20 protein-coding genes are annotated in these 18,803 nt (G+C 60.8%); 5 read left to right on the top strand and 15 right to left on the bottom strand.

The annotated features are described in order from the left end of the window. Nucleotides 1-14 precede the first annotated feature (14 nt). From AC3IX4_RS03040 to AC3IX4_RS03000, 9 genes are all read right to left on the bottom strand, one after another. Complete coding sequence (locus tag AC3IX4_RS03040; RefSeq protein WP_489259172.1) at nt 15-1,175, bottom strand: D-alanyl-D-alanine carboxypeptidase family protein; 1,161 nt, start codon at nt 1,173-1,175, stop codon at nt 15-17. Between the two features lie 213 nt (nt 1,176-1,388). After that, on the bottom strand, nt 1,389-2,396 hold the full coding sequence (locus tag AC3IX4_RS03035) for a septal ring lytic transglycosylase RlpA family protein (RefSeq protein ID WP_489259171.1): 1,008 nt from the start codon (nt 2,394-2,396) through the stop codon (nt 1,389-1,391). After that, on the bottom strand, nt 2,396-3,406 hold the full coding sequence (gene mltB / locus AC3IX4_RS03030; protein ID WP_489259170.1) for a lytic murein transglycosylase B: 1,011 nt from the start codon (nt 3,404-3,406) through the stop codon (nt 2,396-2,398). The genes AC3IX4_RS03035 and mltB overlap by 1 nt, the downstream gene beginning before the upstream one ends. Nucleotides 3,407-3,423: 17 nt before the next feature. Further along, a complete protein-coding gene (gene rodA, locus AC3IX4_RS03025; protein ID WP_489261197.1) occupies nt 3,424-4,527 on the bottom strand; it encodes a rod shape-determining protein RodA in 1,104 nt (367 codons plus the stop codon). 31 nt (nt 4,528-4,558) lie between these two features. Then, on the bottom strand, nt 4,559-6,454 hold the full coding sequence (gene mrdA, locus AC3IX4_RS03020) for a penicillin-binding protein 2 (RefSeq protein ID WP_489259169.1): 1,896 nt from the start codon (nt 6,452-6,454) through the stop codon (nt 4,559-4,561). A gap of 17 nt (nt 6,455-6,471) precedes the next feature. Continuing rightward, nucleotides 6,472-6,939 (bottom strand): 23S rRNA (pseudouridine(1915)-N(3))-methyltransferase RlmH, encoded by a 468-nt coding sequence (gene rlmH / locus AC3IX4_RS03015; protein WP_119138070.1) that lies wholly within the window; start codon nt 6,937-6,939, stop codon nt 6,472-6,474. A gap of 9 nt (nt 6,940-6,948) precedes the next feature. Next, nucleotides 6,949-7,341 (bottom strand): ribosome silencing factor, encoded by a 393-nt coding sequence (gene rsfS, locus AC3IX4_RS03010; RefSeq protein ID WP_489259168.1) that lies wholly within the window; start codon nt 7,339-7,341, stop codon nt 6,949-6,951. A 47-nt stretch (nt 7,342-7,388) separates the two neighbouring features. Beyond that, complete coding sequence (gene nadD, locus AC3IX4_RS03005) at nt 7,389-8,042, bottom strand: nicotinate-nucleotide adenylyltransferase (RefSeq protein ID WP_489261196.1); 654 nt, start codon at nt 8,040-8,042, stop codon at nt 7,389-7,391. Between the two features lie 28 nt (nt 8,043-8,070). After that, entirely contained in the window at nt 8,071-9,342 is a 1,272-nt protein-coding gene (locus AC3IX4_RS03000; RefSeq protein WP_489259167.1) for a glutamate-5-semialdehyde dehydrogenase, read from the bottom strand. Nucleotides 9,343-9,512: 170 nt separating this feature from the next. Between AC3IX4_RS03000 and AC3IX4_RS02995 the strand changes: the two genes are divergently transcribed. Together AC3IX4_RS02995 and AC3IX4_RS02990 are read left to right on the top strand one after the other, a co-directional pair. Beyond that, a complete protein-coding gene (locus AC3IX4_RS02995; protein ID WP_489259166.1) occupies nt 9,513-10,232 on the top strand; it encodes a DNA-3-methyladenine glycosylase in 720 nt (239 codons plus the stop codon). Nucleotides 10,233-10,234: 2 nt separating this feature from the next. Further along, nucleotides 10,235-11,563 (top strand): bifunctional DedA family/phosphatase PAP2 family protein, encoded by a 1,329-nt coding sequence (locus tag AC3IX4_RS02990; protein WP_489259165.1) that lies wholly within the window; start codon nt 10,235-10,237, stop codon nt 11,561-11,563. An 80-nt stretch (nt 11,564-11,643) separates the two neighbouring features. Here AC3IX4_RS02990 and AC3IX4_RS02985 read toward each other — a convergent pair whose 3' ends face one another. From AC3IX4_RS02985 to AC3IX4_RS02975, 3 genes are read right to left on the bottom strand one after another with little or no spacing between them, the layout of a single operon-like run. Continuing rightward, nucleotides 11,644-12,234, bottom strand: coding sequence for an LON peptidase substrate-binding domain-containing protein (locus tag AC3IX4_RS02985; RefSeq protein WP_489259164.1), 591 nt, complete (start codon nt 12,232-12,234; stop codon nt 11,644-11,646). 10 nt (nt 12,235-12,244) lie between these two features. After that, nucleotides 12,245-12,964, bottom strand: coding sequence for an LrgB family protein (locus AC3IX4_RS02980; RefSeq protein ID WP_489259163.1), 720 nt, complete (start codon nt 12,962-12,964; stop codon nt 12,245-12,247). Next, the gene (locus AC3IX4_RS02975) at nt 12,961-13,323 is read right to left on the bottom strand and encodes a CidA/LrgA family protein (protein WP_489259162.1); all 363 of its coding nucleotides are present in this window, start codon (nt 13,321-13,323) and stop codon (nt 12,961-12,963) included. Before AC3IX4_RS02975 ends, AC3IX4_RS02980 begins: the two co-directional genes overlap by 4 nt. Before the next feature lie 172 nt (nt 13,324-13,495). On the opposite strand from AC3IX4_RS02975, the gene AC3IX4_RS02970 reads away from it, so the two are divergent. The 3 genes from AC3IX4_RS02970 to AC3IX4_RS02960 all read left to right on the top strand — a co-directional run bounded on the left by AC3IX4_RS02970 (nt 13,496) and on the right by AC3IX4_RS02960 (nt 16,442). Next, nucleotides 13,496-13,951, top strand: coding sequence for a MaoC family dehydratase (locus tag AC3IX4_RS02970; RefSeq protein WP_489259161.1), 456 nt, complete (start codon nt 13,496-13,498; stop codon nt 13,949-13,951). Nucleotides 13,952-14,039: 88 nt separating this feature from the next. Beyond that, a complete protein-coding gene (locus tag AC3IX4_RS02965) occupies nt 14,040-15,767 on the top strand; it encodes a C13 family peptidase (protein WP_489259160.1) in 1,728 nt (575 codons plus the stop codon). Nucleotides 15,768-15,794: 27 nt separating this feature from the next. Further along, nucleotides 15,795-16,442, top strand: a complete 648-nt coding sequence (locus AC3IX4_RS02960) for an oxidoreductase (protein WP_489259159.1) — start codon at nt 15,795-15,797, stop codon at nt 16,440-16,442. 79 nt (nt 16,443-16,521) lie between these two features. Here the strand turns inward: AC3IX4_RS02960 and AC3IX4_RS02955 are convergent, their stop codons facing one another. Genes AC3IX4_RS02955 through mpl form a run of 3 tightly spaced genes read right to left on the bottom strand, consistent with a single transcriptional unit; the run spans nt 16,522 to nt 18,787 of the window. Further along, complete coding sequence (locus AC3IX4_RS02955) at nt 16,522-16,815, bottom strand: YceK/YidQ family lipoprotein (RefSeq protein WP_489259158.1); 294 nt, start codon at nt 16,813-16,815, stop codon at nt 16,522-16,524. After that, entirely contained in the window at nt 16,812-17,441 is a 630-nt protein-coding gene (ubiX, locus tag AC3IX4_RS02950; protein ID WP_489259157.1) for a flavin prenyltransferase UbiX, read from the bottom strand. Before ubiX ends, AC3IX4_RS02955 begins: the two co-directional genes overlap by 4 nt. Then, nucleotides 17,438-18,787 carry a UDP-N-acetylmuramate:L-alanyl-gamma-D-glutamyl-meso-diaminopimelate ligase gene (gene mpl / locus AC3IX4_RS02945; RefSeq protein WP_489259156.1) on the bottom strand — a complete coding sequence of 450 codons (1,350 nt, stop codon included), beginning with the start codon at nt 18,785-18,787 and terminating at the stop codon, nt 17,438-17,440. The genes ubiX and mpl overlap by 4 nt, the downstream gene beginning before the upstream one ends. Nucleotides 18,788-18,803: the final 16 nt, after the last annotated feature.

The raw sequence follows: 18,803 nt of genomic DNA, 5'->3' as shown, positions 1-18,803 counted from the left end.
ACTGATCGTCGATATCAGTTGAACAAGCCGTAGAAGAATAGACGAATGCTATCCCACATGCGGCGCATGAAGCCACCTTCCTCGACAGCGTCCAATGCAATCAGGTCGGCGCTGTGGACCACTTGGTCACCCAGTTTGACTTCCACCTTGCCGATCACGTCGCCCTTGGCGATCGGTGCGATCAGTTGTGGGTTCATGGTCATGCTGGCGGCCAGGTTTTTCAATTGGCCTTTAGGCAAAGTCATGGTCAGGTCTTCGGCCAAGCCGGCTTTGATTTGGCGGGCGTCGCCCTTCCAAACCGGAGCCTGGGCCAGCTCAGTGCCTTTCTGATAGAAAGTCTGGGCTTCGAAGAAGCGGAAACCGTAGGTCAGCAGCTTCTGGGTTTCAGCAGCGCGAGCCTGTTCGCTGTTAGTGCCGAAGACAACGGCGATCAGACGCATGCCATCACGTACTGCCGAAGACACCATGCAGTAGCCGGCTTCGTCGGTGTGACCAGTTTTCAGGCCATCGACGGTCTTGTCACGCCACAGCAGCAGGTTGCGGTTCGGCTGCTTGATGCCGTTCCAGAAGAACTCCTTCTGCGAGTAGATCGCGTAATGGGCCGGGTCTTCGTGGATGATCGCGCGAGCCAGCAGCGACATGTCATGAGCCGAGGAGTAGTGGTCCGGGTTAGGCAGACCGGTGGCGTTCATGAAATGGCTGTTGTTCATGCCGAGTTTTTCGGCCGTCTTGTTCATCAGGTCCGCGAAGGCATCTTCGCTGCCGGCGATGTGCTCGGCGATCGCGACGCTGGCGTCGTTACCGGACTGGATGATGATCCCGTGCAGCAGATCGCTGACGGTGACTTGCGAGCCGACCTTGATGAACATCCGCGAACCACCGGTGCGCCAGGCGTGCTCGCTGACCGTGACCGGGTCGTTCTCGCCGATCTGACCGCGACGGATTTCCAGGGTCGCGATGTAGGCAGTCATCAGCTTGGTCAGGCTGGCCGGCGGCAAACGTTGATCGCCGTTGTTCTCGACCAGGATGTTTCCGCTGGAAGCTTCCATGAGCACGTAAGACTTGGCAGCCAGCTGCGGCGGCGACGGCATCATCTGCTCTGCCGCAAAGGCGGCAGGGGCGATCATCAGCGGTACAAGCAGGAGCAAGCGTTTGGCAAAGGTGGTGATGTTCATCCGTCTCTCGAAATTGCTAATGGGCAAATGCCCTGGCGGGCAATCGTTTTTTCAGGTTCGGGCCCGAGGCAAAGGCAGCCATTGTACAGACTGTTTCGCGCATCGGCGGTCGCTTTGTCTGGCTGGCCCCCCGAGACCTGCCGGCGACGACCCGCTCTGCGGCGGGCTTGTATCCAGCCAGCGCCTGCTCGGACAAGAGCGGGCGCTGGCGGTTCAATCGGCTGTTACCACACTCGGCTGGCCAAGCTTGGCCAGGCGGATGCTGTTCTGTACTTGCTGGGCTTCATCCTGTGAGCCAATCGGCCCCAGGCGAACCCGGTGCAGGGTCTGCTGGCTGCGCACGATCGAACTGATAAAGACCGGCTGGCGCACCATGCCGCTGAGCTTGGAGCGAAGCAACTCGGCAGCATCCGGGTTGGCGAATGCACCGACTTGCAAAAACACCCCGGACGACGCGCTGGCAGAGTTGCTTGCATTGACCTGTACCGGCACCACCGCAGCGGCGTGCTGCTGTGGCGGCGGAGTATAGACCTCAACCGCGCCGGTGGTGGATTTGAACGCAGGCTTGGCCTGGGCCACTTGCGGCTGCTCCAGCACCATCGGCGCCGGCTGGCCTTTCTGTGCCCACCATTGCTGCGGATCGATGCCCTCGACCTTGACCCGTGCAGTGCCGGTTTCGGCATAACCGAGTTTTTTCGCGGCAGCGTAAGACAAATCGATAATGCGGTCGGAATAGAACGGCCCACGGTCATTGACCCGCAGGATCACGCTCTTGTAGTTATCCAGGTTAGTCACCCGCACATAGCTGGGCAGCGGTAGGGTCTTGTGCGCCGCGCTCATGCCATAGAGGTCATAGACTTCGCCGTTGGCCGTGTTCTGGCCATGAAACTTGGTGCCGTACCAGGAGGCGGTACCGGTCGCCACGTAGTTGCGCGACTCGGCCATCGGGAAGTAGGACTTGCCCAACACCGAGTAGGGTGCGGCCTTGTAGGCACCGTTGTGAGGGGTCGGGACGGCATCGGGAATACGCGAGACATCCACATCCCACCAAGGCGCGCCATCTTTATGGGCGCGGTTGATATCCAGCACGGGGTTGGGGCGTGCGGCGGTGGTGGTGGTGGTGGTCTGCGGGGCACGACTGGTGGAGCAACTGACCACCAGAGACGCCAATACCACGTAGGCCATCAACTTCAAGGGTGTGCGAATTGGCATTGCGCGCATTACTTGACGCCCCGTGCTTGAACCAGCATTTCCGACAATTGATGGACCGCCATGGAGTACATCACACTGCGGTTATAGCGCGTGATCGCATAGAAGTTCTTCATCCCCATCCAGTACTCAGGGCCGGTATCGCCTTCGAGCCGGAACGCGGTGACCGACAGATCGTCGCGCAGCGCATCATGACTCGACCAACCCAATGCCCGCAACTCCCCAACGGTCTTGACCGGATCGAGGCCTGGAGTCAAACCCTCGTCGACCCGCTCGCCGCGCACCCAGCCGCGGCTGACCACGGGCTCTCCAGCGACCCAGCCGTGGCGTTTGAAGTAGCTGGCAACACTGCCGATAGCATCGTCCGGGTCGGTCCAGATATTGATATGGCCATCACCATCAAAATCCACGGCATAGGCGCGAAAGCTACTGGGCATGAACTGTGGCAGGCCCATGGCACCGGCGTAGGAGCCTTTGACCGTCATGGGATCAATCTGCTCTTCACGGGCCAACAGCAGGAACTCGCGCAATTCCTTGCGGAAGAAGTCGGCACGCGGCGGGTAATCGAAGCCCAGGGTCGACAGTGCGTCGATCACCCGATAGTTGCCGGTGTTGCGCCCGAAAAAAGTCTCTACTCCAATGATCGCCACGATCACTTGCGCGGGCACACCGTATTCCTGCTCGGCTCGGGCCAGCGCAGCTTCATGCTGGCGCCAGAAATCCACACCTCGGGCGATGCGCGCATCGGTGATGAACATCGGCCGATATTCTTTCCACGGTTTGACCCGCTCGGCCGGGCGCGAAATGGCGTCCAGGATCGACTGCTTGCGCTCCACTTCACGGAACACACTCATCAATTGCTCGCCCGCGAAGCCATAATCGCGGGTCATCTCGCCAACAAAATTGGCGACTTGCGGTGAACCTTCGTATTCGCCGGCCGCTACTTGCTGAGCGCCGCCGAGGATACCCACCAGGCCTACCCAGCTGACGCATCGAGTAGCCCAGTCACGCATCAATAGCATGTATTTGTTCACCTTAATCAAACTTGAGCGATCCATTTACGATGGGTATGAATCGACATCAGAACCCCAAACGCTGACAGCAGCGTCACCAGCGAAGTTCCGCCGTAGCTAATGAATGGCAGCGGTACGCCCACAACGGGCAACAGCCCGCTGACCATACCGATATTGACGAAAACATACACAAAAAAGGTCATGGTCAAACTGCCCGCGAGCAGCTTGCCATACAGGGTTTGGGCCTGGGCGGTAATGACCAGGCCGCGACCGATCAGCAACAGATAGATCAGCAACAGCAGGCAGATACCCACCAGGCCGAATTCCTCACCGAGCACGGCAATAATGAAGTCGGTGTGGCTTTCGGGCAGAAAGTCCAGGTGCGATTGAGTACCGAGCAGCCAGCCTTTGCCGAACACCCCACCCGAGCCGATGGCAGCCTTGGACTGGATGATGTTCCAGCCGGTGCCGAGTGGGTCGCTTTCTGGGTCCAGGAAGGTCAGTACCCGCTGCTTCTGATAGTCGTGCATCACAAAGAACCACATGGCCACCGCCACGGGCACGGCGGCGGCGAGCACGCTGATGATCCAGCGCCAGCGCAAGCCCCCCATGAACAACACGAATGCACCAGAGGCGAGAATCAGCAACGAGGTCCCAAGGTCTGGCTGGCGCACGATCAGAATGAACGGCACCCCGATCAGCATCAGGCTGACCGCTACATGCTTGAGTTGAGGGGGCAACGAGCGTTTGGCGAGATACCAGGCGATGGTCGCCGGCATGATGATCTTCATGAACTCCGAAGGCTGGAAGCGGATGACCCCGGGAATGTTGATCCAGCGTGTCGCGCCCATGGCGTTGTGGCCCATGACGTCCACCATGACCAGCAGGACCACCCCCAGCACATACGCCAACGGCACCCAGCGCGCAATGAATCGCGGTTCGAGCTGGGCAATGACGAACATCGAAACCAGGCCGATACCGAACGATGTCGCCTGCTTGAGCAGCAAGTCCCAGTTTTTGCCACTGGCCGAATACAGCACGAACAGGCTGCCCGCGGCCAAGGTCAGCAGCAGGATCAACAGCGGGCCGTCGATGTGCAAGCGCTGCAGCAGGCTCGCACGCCGACGCATCACATCTTCGCTGGAGAGCATGCGGTCGAAATTACTGATCATGGGTCTGCGCCTGTGCAACGGTAGGGTTGGCGAACTCAGGCTTGAGTCGGCCATCGGCGCCCAGCAGCCAGGCGTCCATCACCTGGCGAACCACAGGCGCTGCAACACCGGAGCCGGATTCACCGTTCTCGACCATGACCGAGACCACGATTTTTGGGTTGTCGGCCGGGGCAAAGCCCACGAACAAGGCGTGGTCGCGATGACGTTCCTGAAGCTTGGAGCGGTCGTAGCGCTCCCCCTGCTTGATCGCCACGACCTGCGCGGTACCGCTCTTGCCGGCGATCCGGTATTGCGCCCCGATGGCCGCCTTGCGTGCGGTGCCGCGGGCACCGTGCATCACTTGTTCCATACCATGGGTCACCTTGGTCCAGTCCGACTTGTCACGCAGCACGATATCTTCCATCGGGTTTTCATCGACGGGCGGCAGGCCTTCGATGGTCTTGGCCAGGTGCGGTCGGTTCCATTTACCCTTGCTCGCGATCAGCGCCGTGGCCTGGGCCAATTGCAGCGGGGTCGCCTGCATGTAGCCCTGGCCAATACCCAGAATCAGGGTTTCGCCCGGGAACCAGGCCTGGCGACGGGTAGCGCGTTTCCATTCGCGCGTGGGCATCAGGCCTGGAGACTCTTCGAACATATCCAGGGCAACCTTCTGACCGATACCGAAGCGGTTCATGTAATCGGACAGGCGATCGATGCCCATCTTGTGCGCCAAGTCATAGAAGTAGGTGTCATTGGAGCGCATGATCGCGGTGTCCAGATCGACCCAGCCGTCGCCACTGCGGTTCCAGTTACGGTACTTGTGGTCATAGTTGGGCAGTTGGTAGTAACCGGGGTCGTACACCCGCGAGCCGGCCGTGACCACGCCTGAGTCCAGGCCCGCGATGGCGACAGCAGGCTTGATGGTCGAGCCGGGTGGATACAGGCCGCGCAACACGCGGTTGAACAGCGGCCTGTCGATAGAGTCGCGCAGCTCGGCATACGCCTTGAAGCTGATGCCGGTGACGAACAAATTAGGGTCAAAACTTGGCTGGCTGACCATCGCCAGCACCTCGCCGGTGGCCGGGTCCAGCGCCACGACGGCGCCACGGCGCCCGCCCAGCGCGGCTTCGGCCGCTTCCTGCAACTTGATGTCAAGGCTCAGGATGATGTCTTTGCCAGGTTTTGGATCGGTGCGCTTGAGCACTCGCAATACCCGGCCGCGGGCATTGGTTTCGACTTCTTCATAACCGACCTGGCCATGCAGTTCCGGCTCGTAGAAGCGCTCGATACCGGTCTTGCCGATATGGTGGGTGCCGCTATAGTTCACCGGATCCAGGGTTTTGAGCTCTTTCTCGTTGATCCGCCCGACATAGCCGACCGAATGGGCGAAATGAGCCCCCTGTGGATAATGACGAACCAATTGCGCCACCACTTCCACGCCTGGCAAGCGGAACTGGTTAACCGCCACCCGGGCGATTTGCTCTTCAGTCAGCTCGAACAGTATCGGCACGGGTTCGAACGGCCGGCGCCCCTGCTTCATGCGCTTTTCGAACAAGGCGCGGTCGTCGGCCGAAAGCTCCAGCACCTCGACGATCACATCGAGCACCTGACGCCAGTTACCAGAGCGTTCGCGGGTCATGCTCAGACTGAAGCTTGGCCGGTTATCGGCGACGATCACCCCGTTCCGGTCAAAAATCAGCCCGCGTGTCGGCGGAATCGGCTGCACGTGAACGCGGTTGTTTTCCGACAAGGTCGAGTGATAGTCGTACTGAATCACCTGCAAGTAATACAAGCGGGCGATCAGTACGCAAATGAGCACGACCACCGCCACGGCGCCCACGACAACGCGCTTACGCACCAGGCGGGCGTCTTTTTCGTGATCCTTGAGGCGAATCGGCTGCGACATGAAGGAGGCTTACAGGCTTATTTGTGGTAAGGGTGCCCGGACAGGACAGTCCAGGCGCGATAAATCTGTTCGCCAATCAGAATCCGCACCAGCGGGTGCGGCAGGGTCAACGGTGACAGCGACCAGCGCTGTTCACTGCGCGCACAGACTTCTGGCGCCAGCCCCTCGGGGCCACCGACCATCAGGTTGACTGTGCGCGAGTCCAGGCGCCAGCGGTCCAGCTCACCGGCCAACTGCTCGGTGCTCCAGGGCTTGCCATGAACCTCGAGGGTGACGATTCGCTCACCGGGCTGAACCTTGGCCAGCATGGCTTCGCCCTCCTGACGGATCAGGCGGGCCACATCGGCGTTCTTGCCGCGGGTATTGAGCGGAATTTCCACCAGTTCCAGCGACAACTCCGAGGGCAGGCGCTTGGCGTACTCGTGCCAGCCCTCTTCGACCCACTTGGGCATGCGCGAACCGACTGCAATCAGGCGTAGACGCACAGCGATGCCTTATTCGTTGCCAGGCGTGTGATGCGCACCGCTGGCCGCACGGCTCTGCTCGGCACCCTGCCACAGACGCTCCAGGTCATAGAACTGGCGAGCGGCGGCGGTCATCATGTGCACGATCACATCGCCCAGGTCAAGCAGAACCCAGTCGCTCTCGCCCTTGCCTTCTTCGCCCAACGGCATGCAACCCTTGGCCTTGACGATTTCGCGAACCTTGTCGAGCATCGCGTTGATCTGGCGGTTGGAGGTACCGGTGGCGATGACCATGTAGTCGGTCAGGCTGTGCTTGTCCTTCACGTCAATAACCAAGATATCCAGGGCCTTAACGTCTTCAAGGGCGGTTTTGGCCAATTCAACCAGCTCTTCGCCACTCAGTGTCAGTGCTTGTTTCTTCATAAAAAACTCATTCAGCTCGTAGATGGGGGCCGCCTTGCGGCGCGCCCTCAGGTCGGCGCACGGTACAGCCCGTGCGCATCGATGTAGGCCAGTACCGCGTCCGGCACCAGAAAACGTACCGACTTGCCGCTGGCCAGCAGCTGTCGGATCTGGGTGGCCGACACGGCCAAGGGTGTCTGCCAGACAAATGTGATCTGCCCGCCAGGGCCCTGAAGCGCCTGCGGATCACTGATAGAACGTGCCGCCAGCAGGTTGCGCAAGGCATCCGGCGGCTCGACATCGGCATCCGGCCGTTGCAGCACCAGGATGTGACAATGCGTAAGCAGTTCTTCCCAGCGATGCCAGGTCGGCAAACCGCAAAAGGCATCCCAGCCCAGTAGTAAAAACAGCGGGTCTTGAGGTGCCATTTCGGCGCGTATCAATTCCAGCGTATCAATGGTGTACGACGGCGTGTCACGCAACAGCTCGCGCGCATCCACCGCCAGCGGCGCAACCCCTTGCACGGCGCATTCGACCATCGCCAGGCGCTGCTGGGCAGACACCTGTGGTGTGTCGCGATGCGGCGGGCGAGCATTGGGTATCAGGCGCAGCTCATCGAGCCCGAGCATCTCGGCCACTTCCAGCGCGCTGCGCAGGTGGCCGATATGAATCGGATCGAAAGTGCCTCCCAGCACCCCGACACGTCGGGGGTGCTGCGTCAGGCTGCCAGCTGGCTTGACGGCTGCCAAGTCAGACAGGCTCCTGGCCGCGCAGTTGACCGTCGCCGATCACTACGTACTTCTCGCAGGTCAGGCCTTCGAGCCCAACCGGGCCACGGGCGTGCAGCTTGTCCGTGGAAATACCGATCTCGGCGCCCAGGCCGTATTCAAAACCGTCGGCGAAGCAGGTCGGGGCATTGAGCATCACCGAGCTTGAGTCGACTTCGTTCATGAAACGACGGGACTGGCCTTGATGCTCGGTCACGATCGCATCGGTGTGGTGCGAGCCGTAGTGGTTGATGTGCTCGATCGCCTGGTCCAGGCCGTCGACCACGCGGATCGACAGAATCGCCGCGAGGTATTCGGTGTGCCAGTCTTCTTCGGTGGCCTCAACGGCCTCGATGAACTGGCGGGTGCGCACGCAACCGCGCAATTCGACGCCTTTTTCCTTGAACTGCGCAGCCATGGCCGGCAAGAACTCGGCGGCGATCGATTGGTCGACCAGCAGGGTTTCCATGGCGCCACAGATACCGTAACGGTAGGTCTTGGCGTTGAAGGCAATGCGCTGGGCCTTTTGCAGGTCGGCATCGGCGGCGACATACACGTGGCAGATGCCGTCCAGATGCTTGATGACCGGCACCCGGGCGTCGCGACTGACGCGCTCGATCAGGCCCTTGCCACCACGGGGAACGATCACGTCGACGAACTCGGGCATGCTGATCAGGGCACCCACCGCGGCGCGGTCGGTGGTTTCGACCACCTGGACCACTGCGGCCGGCAGGCCAGCCTCGGCCAAGCCACGCTGGATGCAGGCGGCAATGGCACGGTTGGAGTTGATAGCTTCAGAGCCGCCCCGCAAGATCGTCGCGTTGCCCGACTTCAGGCACAGGCTGGCGGCATCGATGGTCACGTTCGGACGCGACTCATAGATAATCCCCACCACACCCAGCGGAACCCGCATCTTGCCGACCTGGATACCTGACGGCCGGTAGCTCATGTCGCGAATGGCGCCGACCGGGTCCGGCAGGCTGGCCACCTGGCGCAAACCGACGATCATGCCGTCGATGCGTGCCGGGGTCAGCGCCAGGCGCTCGAGCATGGCCGGTTCCAGGCCATTGGCCCGGCCAGCGGCCAGGTCCAGCTCGTTGGCGGCGGACAATTCGGCGCGAGCCTCATCCAGTGCGGCGGCAGCAGCTTGCAGGGCGCGGTTTTTTTGCGCAGTGCTGGCACGGCCGATCACACGGGAGGCTTCGCGGGCAGAGCGACCCAGGCGGGTCATGTAGTCAAGAACGGACTCAGTCATGGTCTCTGTGGTCTTGGCGGGGAAGAAAGCGGCTGATTATAGCTGTCGCGCCCGTCCACGGACAGCGGTGGCAGGCGGATGGTCGAAATGAACTGTCACAAGTCGTTGTTCAGGCCCGTTTAAGCTGGAAATTGCTATGATCCGCGGCCTCTCAAATATGGTGACCCCAGATGCCGGAAACGCTTGCCTCGCTGCCGTGGCCCGACGCCCGCCCCCTGCCCAACGCGTTCTTCGATCGCGATGCCCAGGTGCTGGCACGCGAGCTGCTGGGCAAGATCATCCGTCACCGCCATGGGCCCTATTGGCTGTCGGCACGCATTATCGAGACCGAAGCCTATTACTGCGCGGAAAAAGGCAGCCATGCCTCGTTGGGTTACACGCATAAGCGCAGGGCGCTGTTTCTTGATGGTGGCCACATCTATATGTACTACGCGCGCGGCGGTGATTCACTGAACTTCAGCGCCCAGGGGCCGGGCAATGCCGTGCTGATCAAGTCAGCCTACCCTTGGCTGGACCCGTACTCGGATGCCAACAGCCTGGCGCAGATGCAATTGAACAACCCCGACGCCAATGGCAACCCACGCCCACCGAAGCGGCTGTGCGCGGGCCAGACCCTGCTGTGCCGAGCGCTGGGGCTCAAAGTGCCGAATTGGGATGCCAAGCGCTTCGACCCCGGGCAGTTGTTTGTGGAAGACCGGGGAATCATCGTGCAACACATTATCCAGACCACCCGCCTGGGCATTCCCCACGGCCGCGATGAACATCTGCCCTATCGTTTCGTCGACGCCCAGTACGCTCGGTATTGCACCCGCAACCCCTTGCGTCGCGGGCAAGTCGAAGGACAAGACTACGTTTTGATCGAACACTCTTTACCCGAACAAGGAATCTGAACATGGGCCCATGGCTCGACAGCGTGACTGGCTGGTTGACGGTCAACCCACAATGGCTCGGCGCGGCGATTTTTTTCGTGGCCTTCATTGAGTGCCTGGCGATTGCCGGGATTATCGTGCCGGGCACAGTGTTGCTGTTCGCGGTCTCCGTGCTGGCCGGCAGCGGTGCGTTGTCGCTGGGCGAGACCTTGCTGCTCGGGTATCTGGGCGGGCTCCTAGGCGATGCGATTTCCTATTTTCTCGGCCGACGCTTTCACCAGAACATTCGGCGCCTACCCTTGCTACGCCATCACCCTGAATGGATTGGCGGCGCCGAGTCGTATTTCCAGCGCTATGGCATCGCCAGCTTGCTGGTTGGCCGTTTTATCGGCCCCTTGCGGCCCATGTTGCCGGTGGTGGCCGGCATGTTCGACATGCCCCTGCCACGTTTTATCGGCGTCAGCCTGGTGGCCGCGGCGGGTTGGGCCGTGGCTTATCTATTGCCCGGATGGGCCACCGGCGCGGCCATGCGCTTGCCATTGCCCGAAGGCTTCTGGACACAGGCAGGTGTTGTGGCGGCGGGCCTGGCTGTTCTGGTTGGCGTGGGCGCCAACAGTACGCTGCGTCGGCACAGGTCAGCCACCCGCTTAACCGCAGTGCTGTGCCTGTTGTTACTGTCAGCCTTGCTGCTTGGCTGGCCTTACCTCATACAACTTGATCAGGGCCTGATGACCCTGATTCAGGAGCACCGCAGCCGGGCGGTCGATAGCATGGTGGTGGTCGTGACCCGCCTGGGCGACTTTCGCACACAATTGTTCGCTGGGGGATTACTGACCGGGCTGCTGTTGCTGACAAGGCAGTGGCGCCCAATGATCTTTGCCGGCATCACCCTGCTGGGCACGGCGCTGGCCAATGGCAGTTTGAAATGGCTGTTCACCAGGGCCCGGCCAGAGGTGCTGAGCACTCCCCTGACCACTTTCAGCATGCCAAGCGGCCATAGCTCGGCGTCCTTTGCGTTCTTTCTGACACTGGCGATTTTGGCCGGTCGCGGGCAACCGCCGCGCATGCGCCTGACGTGGTTGCTGCTGGGCTGCCTGCCCGCGATGGCAATCGCCGCCTCCAGACTCTATCTGGGTGTGCACTGGCCAACCGATGTGTTGGCCGGCGCCCTGTTGGCGAGCACCTTCTGCGCCATCAGCCTGGCGCTGGTCCAACGCTCGACGCCGATGGGCGCCCTGCCGCTGCGGGTCTGGTGGCTGGTATTGCCAGCGGTGATCGCGCTTTTGGCGTTTTTTGCCCTGCACGCCCTGCCCCTCGCGCTGGAACGCTACAACTACCAATCCATGCTCTAACGGAACCGCCGGCTCCTACCCTAACGGGTGTCTACTCCGGTAGGAGCACGGCTTGCCGGCGATGAAACCACCGCGGTGTGTCAGGCGAAAAGCTCGCCCTGCAAGTCATCGAGCAGTGCCTGAATCGCGTCCAGGCGCTGCTGCGGGTCGTTCAATTCGAGAAGATCCAACTTGTCGATTTCGGGGAATGGCAGCAGGTACGCCAACTGGTTGGCCAGCGATTGCTGGTCTTCAGCGTGATGACCCATATCCAACGCCGCTACCATCGGGTGCTGGGCCAAGGCCGTGAGCAAGGCCAGCAAGTCGCTTTCGGACTCATCCAACGCGCGGCCAGACTGCTCTTCAAGCCACTCTACATTGGCCACAATCAATTGATCGCGCTGCACCTCACTGCTTAACACGCGAAAACGACGCCCGCCCTGGACACGAATGCCCAGCAAGCCATTATCCTGCTTCCTGAAGTCGGTAATCAGCGCTTCACAGCCAATCAGCGCGTACCCTTCAGGTGCATTGCCCACCTCCTCACCCTCAAGAATGCAGACGACGCCGAAGCCTCCGCCTTGCTTCATGCAACGGCCGATCATGTCCAGATAGCGCGCCTCGAACAGTTGCAAATCAAGGTAGCAACCGGGAAACAACACGGTATTGAGGGGGAACAACGGCAAGGTCATAACAGATTCCTTAAGCAACCAGACTGACCGCCAGGGGCAGGAAAACAGCCGTCGCCACGCCCATAAGGCTCATGGCTAAAGCCGCAAAGGCACCGCATTCTTCACTTTCCTGCAACGCCACCGACGTACCTACCGCATGTGCGGTCAAGCCCAATGCCATGCCCCGGGCCGCGTGGTTTTTCACCCCGAGCAAGGACAGTAGCGCAGGCCCAATGATTGCTCCAATGACACCGGTAATCAGCACAAACACAGCCGCCAACGCTGCCACACCGCCAATCTGCTCAGCGACCAGCATGGCGATGGGAGAGGTGACCGACTTGGGCGCCATGGTCATCAGGATCATGTGCTCAGCGCCGAACCCTTTGCCCAATAACAAGCAAATGCCAGTGGCCACCACGCCACCCACTACCAGCGTAGTAAAGGTTGGCCAGAACAACTGACGGATGCGTCGAAGGTTGAGATAGAGCGGTACGGCCAGCGCCACGGTGGCGGGCCCAAGCAAGATACTGAGGATTTCAGTGCTCTTGCGGTATTCGCCGTAGGTCAATCCGCAGGCCAGCAATACGCCGACCACGACCACCATCGATACCAGCACGGGCTGCAGGAAGATCCAGCGGGTCTTCTCATAAGCGGCCAGGATAAGTTGATACGCGCCCAGGGTGATGCCGATGCCAAACAGCGGATGGTGGATGACGGCGTCGACGGCGCCGTGCCAATCGAGCAGGGTCATGGACGATCCCCACGGCGGGCCTGACGCTCGATCATTTTTTGCATCAATACCCCAGCCACCACGATAGCGATCACCAGGGACAACACGAGGGTGCCAACAATGGCCCAGAAATCGGCGGCGATATCGGCGGCATAGACCATCACGCCAACGGCAGGCGGCACCAGCAACAGCGGCAGGTAGCGCAACAGACTGGCTGAGGCGAGGTTCAAAGGCTCTCCAACCTCACCGCGAGCCATCAGGAAAATCAACAACAGCACCAGGCCGATGATCGGGCCCGGCAAGACGGGCACCAACAAATGATTGAGCGCCGTGCCGAGCAGTTGGAACAACACCAGCCAGGTTAAACCCCGTAACAACATAAAAAATTCCCCGCGCGATTGCCGACCATTATAAACACGCCCTCCATGAGCCTATACCCCGCCATTCGCCGCACTCATGAGTACTTGACCGACCTTGCAGTCCATGCTGATCTAGCGTTGTAGGACGCTCGTACCAAGATGGGTCCGTAAACGATCGAACAAGGAAAGTTATATGCCCTATGTACCTGTTGCAGCGCTTAAAGACTATGTTGGAAAGGAGCTGGGACGTTCCGAATGGATGACCATTGATCAACAACGCATCAATCTGTTTGCCGAAGCCACCGGTGACTTCCAATTTATTCACGTAGACCCTGTCAAAGCCGCACAGACCCCTTTCGGCACCACCATTGCCCATGGCCTTTTATCGCTGTCACTGATTCCCAAACTGATGTTAGACATCCTGGTCCTGCCCGAAGGCCTGAAAATGGTCGTCAACTACGGGCTGGACAGCGTGCGATTCATTCAGCCGGTCAAGGTCAATTCCAGGGTTCGACTCAAAGTCGAGCTGACCGAAGCCTTCGAGAAGAAGCCTGGCCAATGGCTGCTCAAGGCCACGACAACCCTTGAAATCGAAGGTGAAGAAAAGCCGGCGTATGTCGCCGAACCCCTGTCGCTCTGCTTCGTGTAACCACACATTGGCATGTGAAACAGCCCGGGTGGCTGTTTCGCATCACATTCTGCGGCATACTCGGGCGGTCAATTGCCCGGACCCCGCCATGCGCCCACTCCTGCCCCTTGCCCTGACACTGCTGCTCGCCGCCTGTGGCGAAGGCGAGTCGCTGTCACCCCCCGATGCTCGCTTGCCTGATGGCGGTCGCTACCGAGGCGAAGTGGTCAACGGCCTTTTGCAAGGACAGGGGCGCATCGATTACCCCAATGGCAGCTGGTATAGCGGTACCTTTCTCAATGGCCAATGGCACGGCCAGGGTGAATGGCACGGCAGCAATGGCGAGGTGTACCGTGGCCAATTCCAGCAAGGCCTGTTCCATGGCCAAGGCAGCCTGAAGGCCAGTGGCACCACTTACACGGGCGGCTACCAACTGGGCCGACGCGAAGGAGAAGGCACGCTCAAGGAGCCCGGCCTGGTCTACCGAGGCGGTTTCAAGGCCGACCTGTATTCTGGCCCAGGCCATCTGGACCTTGAAGACGGCAGCCAGTACCAAGGTTTGTTCGCCAAAGGCAAACCCCATGGCGAGGGCACTCGAAGTGACGCCAGCGGCAACGAATTCACCGGCACCTTCGTCAACGGCCAACTGGAAGGCAGCGGCACCTTCAACAGCCTTGAAGGCGACCAGTACATCGGCAACTTTCACCACAACCAGCTACAGGGCCGCGGCCGCTACGAAAATGCCGACGGCGATGTCTGGATCGGCCAATTCAAGGACGGCGATCTGACCGGCAAGGGCGAACTGTTCGGCGCCGACGGCAGTCATTATAAAGGCGGCTTTTTGGAGTGGCGGTTTTCTGGCACTGGGCGCCTGGTCTTGGCCGACGGCAGTGTCTATGAGGGTGAGTTCGACAATGATGTCTATCAGGGGCGAGGCCGCCTGACGCAAACCGACGGCAGCGTTCAATCCGGCCAATGGGTCGACGGCCAGCGGGTGCGCGATGAACATGGCAAATTGCTGCCTGACCCGCTGGAACTGGCCCTGCTCAACCAAGGCGGCCTGGTCGACCAAGCATTGGCCGCCCTACCCGCTTCGACGCCTTCGATCGAGCTGTATAGCCTGACAGTGGCGGGTGACGGCAAACAGAGTGTGTTCCTGCGTGAAGCTGACTATGTCAGCCACATGCTTGCCAGCCGCTTCGGTGCCTTTGGGCAGATCAGCCTGGTGAACCATCGCGACCATCTGGGGGATCGCCCGATGGCCACTCGCGAAACCCTCACGCGCGCCGTGCACACCCTGGCCGAACGCAGTGGGCCAGAAGACCTGGTGTTCATCTATCTCACCAGCCATGGCTCCCACGAGCACGAACTGGTACTCGACGTGCCGCGCCTGCAACTGGCGGACTTGCCTGCCGATGACCTAGCCAGCGTGCTAGCCCCCCTGAAAAACCGCGATAAGGTGATTGTCATTTCCGCCTGTTATTCAGGAGGCTTCATCCCGGCGCTCAAGGATGAAAAGACCCTGATCATGGCCGCCTCACGTGCGGACCGGGTGTCATTTGGTTGCTCGGAAGAAGCTGATTTCACCTATTTCGGTGACGCTCTGTTCGCCCAGGCCCTGAACCAGACCGATGATCTACAGCAAGCCTTTGAGCTGGCCCGCACTCAGGTGGCGGCTCGCGAGATCTCCGAAGGCTTCGACGCCTCCGAACCGCAGATCTGGGCGCCGAAGGCTGTGCTCGCCCGCTGGCAGCAATTGCGCCAACAGCAGGCACGCCGAGCCCTGCAAAGTAATTCTTCAAAGCCTGTAGAGGAAAAACAGGCGGGGAAGCACTAAGCTGATGTGTATCAAGGGAGAGACATTATGTACTTGACGCCCCAACACATACTGCTTGCTGGCGCCACCGGCTTGACGGGGGAGCACTTGCTGGATCGATTGCTCAACGAACCGACCGTTACCCGCGTGCTGGCGCCAACCCGTCGCCCGCTGGCCAAACATTCGCACCTGGAAAACCCGGTGGGTAACCTGACCGAGCTGTTGCCCGAGCTCAAGGGGCGGGTAGATATTGCCTACTGCTGCCTGGGCAGTACGATCAAGAAGGCCGGCTCCCGGGAAGCCTTTCGCGAGGTTGATCACGACCTGGTGGTGGCCTTCGGCAAGCGCGCCCGCGAGCTGGGTGCCCGCCACTTGCTGGTGATCAGCGCGGTGGACGCCGACCAACATTCGTCGATTTTCTACAACCGAATCAAAGGCGAGACCGAGCAGGCGCTTAAAGAGCAGGACTGGCCGCAACTGACCATCGCCCGCCCTTCCCTGTTGCTGGGCAACCGCACCGAGCCGCGCTTGGGCGAGTCTCTGGTCGGGCCCTTGTCAAAACTGATTCCCGGCAAGTATCACGGCATCGAAGCCTGTGAACTGGCCCGCGCCATGTGGCGCTTGGCGCTGGAAGAGCAGGACGGCATTCGCGTGGTCGAGTCCGATCAATTGCGCAAGCTGGGCAAACTCCGGTAGGAGCGAGCCTTGGCTGCGATGAATGCGCCACGGTATATCAGGAAAACCGCGGCGCCTGCATCGCAGGTAAACCTGGCTCCTACAGCCCGCCGGTAGCCTGAAACTCAACACCCAATACCGTCAGTACCGACAATGGCAGCAGTACGGTATCGAGCAGTGCGCTGCCGGGCAGGTCCAGTGCGGGATATTCAGGCGCTGCCACGCCAAACCGATCTTCCGGGCAGCATCCCCCCTTCATCGCGTACAAATCCAATCGTGTGCCCGAATACACGATCGGTGCACCCGGCTTGGCTGCGTTCAAGGTACTGACCGTAGCGCAGCCCACCAATTGCACCGCCACCGCCAAGGCGACCAACACCAGACGCCGCTTCATTCTTCCCCGCCAATATGGTGCTCGCCCCAGCGCGGCAGCATGTCTTGCGGAATATTCAGCACGTTGAGAATTCGCGCCACGACAAAGTCCACCAGATCATCAATGGTTTGTGGCTGATGATAAAAGCCAGGCGCGGCCGGTAGAATCACGGCACCCAGGTTCGACAGCTTGAGCATGTTTTCCAGATGGATGCTGGAAAACGGTGCCTCACGCGGGACTAGCACCAACTGCCGACGCTCCTTGAGAGTTACGTCGGCCGCACGTTCGATCAAGTTGTTGCACGCGCCTGTGGCAATCGCCGACAGGGTGCCCGTGGAGCACGGTACCACGACCATCGCCGCCGGCGCCCCGGAGCCAGAGGCCACCGGCGACATCCAATCTTCCTTGCCGTAGACACGGATCTGGTTGGCGGCAGCGCCCGTGTATTCGGTCAGGAAGGCCTGCATGCTTTGTGGCTTGGCCGGCAGCAGCACGTCCGTCTCGGTCGCCATCACCAATTGCGCCGCCTTGGAAATCAGGAAGTGCACCTCACGGTCTTCCCGAACCAGGCAGTCGAGCAGGCGCAGACCATACTGCGCCCCCGATGCACCGGTCATGGCCAGGGTGATGCGATCTGGCCCACTCATTTCAGGGCCTCGGCCAACTTGAGATGCAGGCCACCAAAGCCGCCATTGCTCATGATCACCACATGGGTGCCCGGCTTGGCCTGGCCCTTGATGCGGGCAATGATCGCCTCCAGCGAGTCGGCGACCACGGCGGGCACTGCGCATTCAGCGGCCGTCGCGACCAAATCCCAACCCAGGTTGGGCGGCGCATACCAGATCACCTGATCGGCATCCTTGACGCTTTCTGGCAAACCATCGCGATGCGCACCCAGCTTCATGGAGTTGGAGCGCGGCTCGATCACAGCGATCAGCGGTGCATCGCCAATGCGCTTGCGCAGGCCGTCCAGGGTGGTGGCGATGGCGGTCGGGTGGTGAGCGAAGTCATCGTAGATGGTCACGCCCTGCACTTCGGCCACTTTCTCCATGCGCCGCTTTACGCTTCTGAACGCGTTCAAGGCGGCGATGCCCATGGATGGCACCACGCCCACGTGGCGGGCTGCAGCCAGCGTTGCCAAAGCGTTGGCAACGTTATGTTGACCGGTCATTTCCCACTCGACCACGCCCTGAAGCTGGCCCTCGAAGCTGACTTCGAAGCGCGAACCATCGGCGCTCAACAGATTGACCTGCCATTGCCCACCGGCACCGGTGGTTTGCACTGGAGTCCAGCAGCCCATTTGGATGACACGCTGCAACGCCGGCTCGGTGGTCGGGTGGATCACCAGGCCTTCGCTGGGAATGGTGCGCACCAAATGGTGGAACTGGCGCTCGATGGATGCCAGATCCGGGAAGATATCCGCGTGATCGAATTCCAGGTTGTTCAGAATGGCGGTGCGCGGACGGTAGTGGACAAACTTGGAGCGTTTGTCGAAGAAGGCGCTGTCGTATTCATCGGCTTCCACGACAAAAAACGGCGTGCCGCCCAAGCGAGCCGACACCGAGAAATTCTGCGGCACGCCGCCAATCAAAAAGCCCGGGCTCATGCCCGCATGCTCCAGCACCCAAGCCAGCATACTGCTGGTGGTGGTCTTGCCATGGGTGCCGGCCACCGCCAGCACCCAACGGCCCTGCAGCACATGGTCGGCCAGCCACTGCGGCCCCGACACATAAGGCAAACCCTTGTTTAGTACGTACTCCACCGCCGGATTGCCGCGCGACAAGGCATTACCGATGACCACCAGATCCGGCGCCGGGTCCAACTGGGCGGCGTCGTAGCCCTGAGTCAGCTCGATGCCCTGAGCCTCAAGCTGAGTGCTCATTGGCGGGTAGACATTGGCGTCCGAACCGGTCACACGATGCCCCAGCTCCTTGGCCAACACCGCCAGCGAACCCATGAACGTGCCGCAAATACCGAGAATATGAATGTGCATGATTGACCTCGCGAAA

The organism is Pseudomonas sp. KH_021 (assembly GCF_057838865.1).
The sequence above is the reverse complement of the archived record's forward strand: the minus strand, read 5'-3'. Positions and strand labels throughout refer to the sequence as shown.

What these genes read in the sequence shown, in the direction of transcription:
- mpl (WP_489259156.1), bottom strand. Translation starts at nt 18,787, where the DNA reads ATGCACATTCATATTCTCGGTATTTGCGGCACGTTCATGGGTTCGCTG.
- mrdA (WP_489259169.1), bottom strand. Translation starts at nt 6,454, where the DNA reads ATGTCGCAGCCGATTCGCCTCAAGGATCACGAAAAAGACGCCCGCCTG.
- AC3IX4_RS02995 (WP_489259166.1), top strand. Translation starts at nt 9,513, where the DNA reads ATGCCGGAAACGCTTGCCTCGCTGCCGTGGCCCGACGCCCGCCCCCTG.
- rodA (WP_489261197.1), bottom strand. Translation starts at nt 4,527, where the DNA reads ATGCGTCGGCGTGCGAGCCTGCTGCAGCGCTTGCACATCGACGGCCCG.
- AC3IX4_RS03000 (WP_489259167.1), bottom strand. Translation starts at nt 9,342, where the DNA reads ATGACTGAGTCCGTTCTTGACTACATGACCCGCCTGGGTCGCTCTGCC.
- AC3IX4_RS02980 (WP_489259163.1), bottom strand. Translation starts at nt 12,964, where the DNA reads ATGACCCTGCTCGATTGGCACGGCGCCGTCGACGCCGTCATCCACCAT.
- AC3IX4_RS02960 (WP_489259159.1), top strand. Translation starts at nt 15,795, where the DNA reads ATGTACTTGACGCCCCAACACATACTGCTTGCTGGCGCCACCGGCTTG.
- AC3IX4_RS02970 (WP_489259161.1), top strand. Translation starts at nt 13,496, where the DNA reads ATGCCCTATGTACCTGTTGCAGCGCTTAAAGACTATGTTGGAAAGGAG.
- AC3IX4_RS02990 (WP_489259165.1), top strand. Translation starts at nt 10,235, where the DNA reads ATGGGCCCATGGCTCGACAGCGTGACTGGCTGGTTGACGGTCAACCCA.
- AC3IX4_RS02985 (WP_489259164.1), bottom strand. Translation starts at nt 12,234, where the DNA reads ATGACCTTGCCGTTGTTCCCCCTCAATACCGTGTTGTTTCCCGGTTGC.
- mltB (WP_489259170.1), bottom strand. Translation starts at nt 3,406, where the DNA reads ATGCTATTGATGCGTGACTGGGCTACTCGATGCGTCAGCTGGGTAGGC.
- AC3IX4_RS03040 (WP_489259172.1), bottom strand. Translation starts at nt 1,175, where the DNA reads ATGAACATCACCACCTTTGCCAAACGCTTGCTCCTGCTTGTACCGCTG.
- ubiX (WP_489259157.1), bottom strand. Translation starts at nt 17,441, where the DNA reads ATGAGTGGGCCAGATCGCATCACCCTGGCCATGACCGGTGCATCGGGG.
- AC3IX4_RS02975 (WP_489259162.1), bottom strand. Translation starts at nt 13,323, where the DNA reads ATGTTGTTACGGGGTTTAACCTGGCTGGTGTTGTTCCAACTGCTCGGC.
- AC3IX4_RS02965 (WP_489259160.1), top strand. Translation starts at nt 14,040, where the DNA reads ATGCGCCCACTCCTGCCCCTTGCCCTGACACTGCTGCTCGCCGCCTGT.
- rsfS (WP_489259168.1), bottom strand. Translation starts at nt 7,341, where the DNA reads ATGAAGAAACAAGCACTGACACTGAGTGGCGAAGAGCTGGTTGAATTG.
- AC3IX4_RS02955 (WP_489259158.1), bottom strand. Translation starts at nt 16,815, where the DNA reads ATGAAGCGGCGTCTGGTGTTGGTCGCCTTGGCGGTGGCGGTGCAATTG.
- AC3IX4_RS03035 (WP_489259171.1), bottom strand. Translation starts at nt 2,396, where the DNA reads ATGCGCGCAATGCCAATTCGCACACCCTTGAAGTTGATGGCCTACGTG.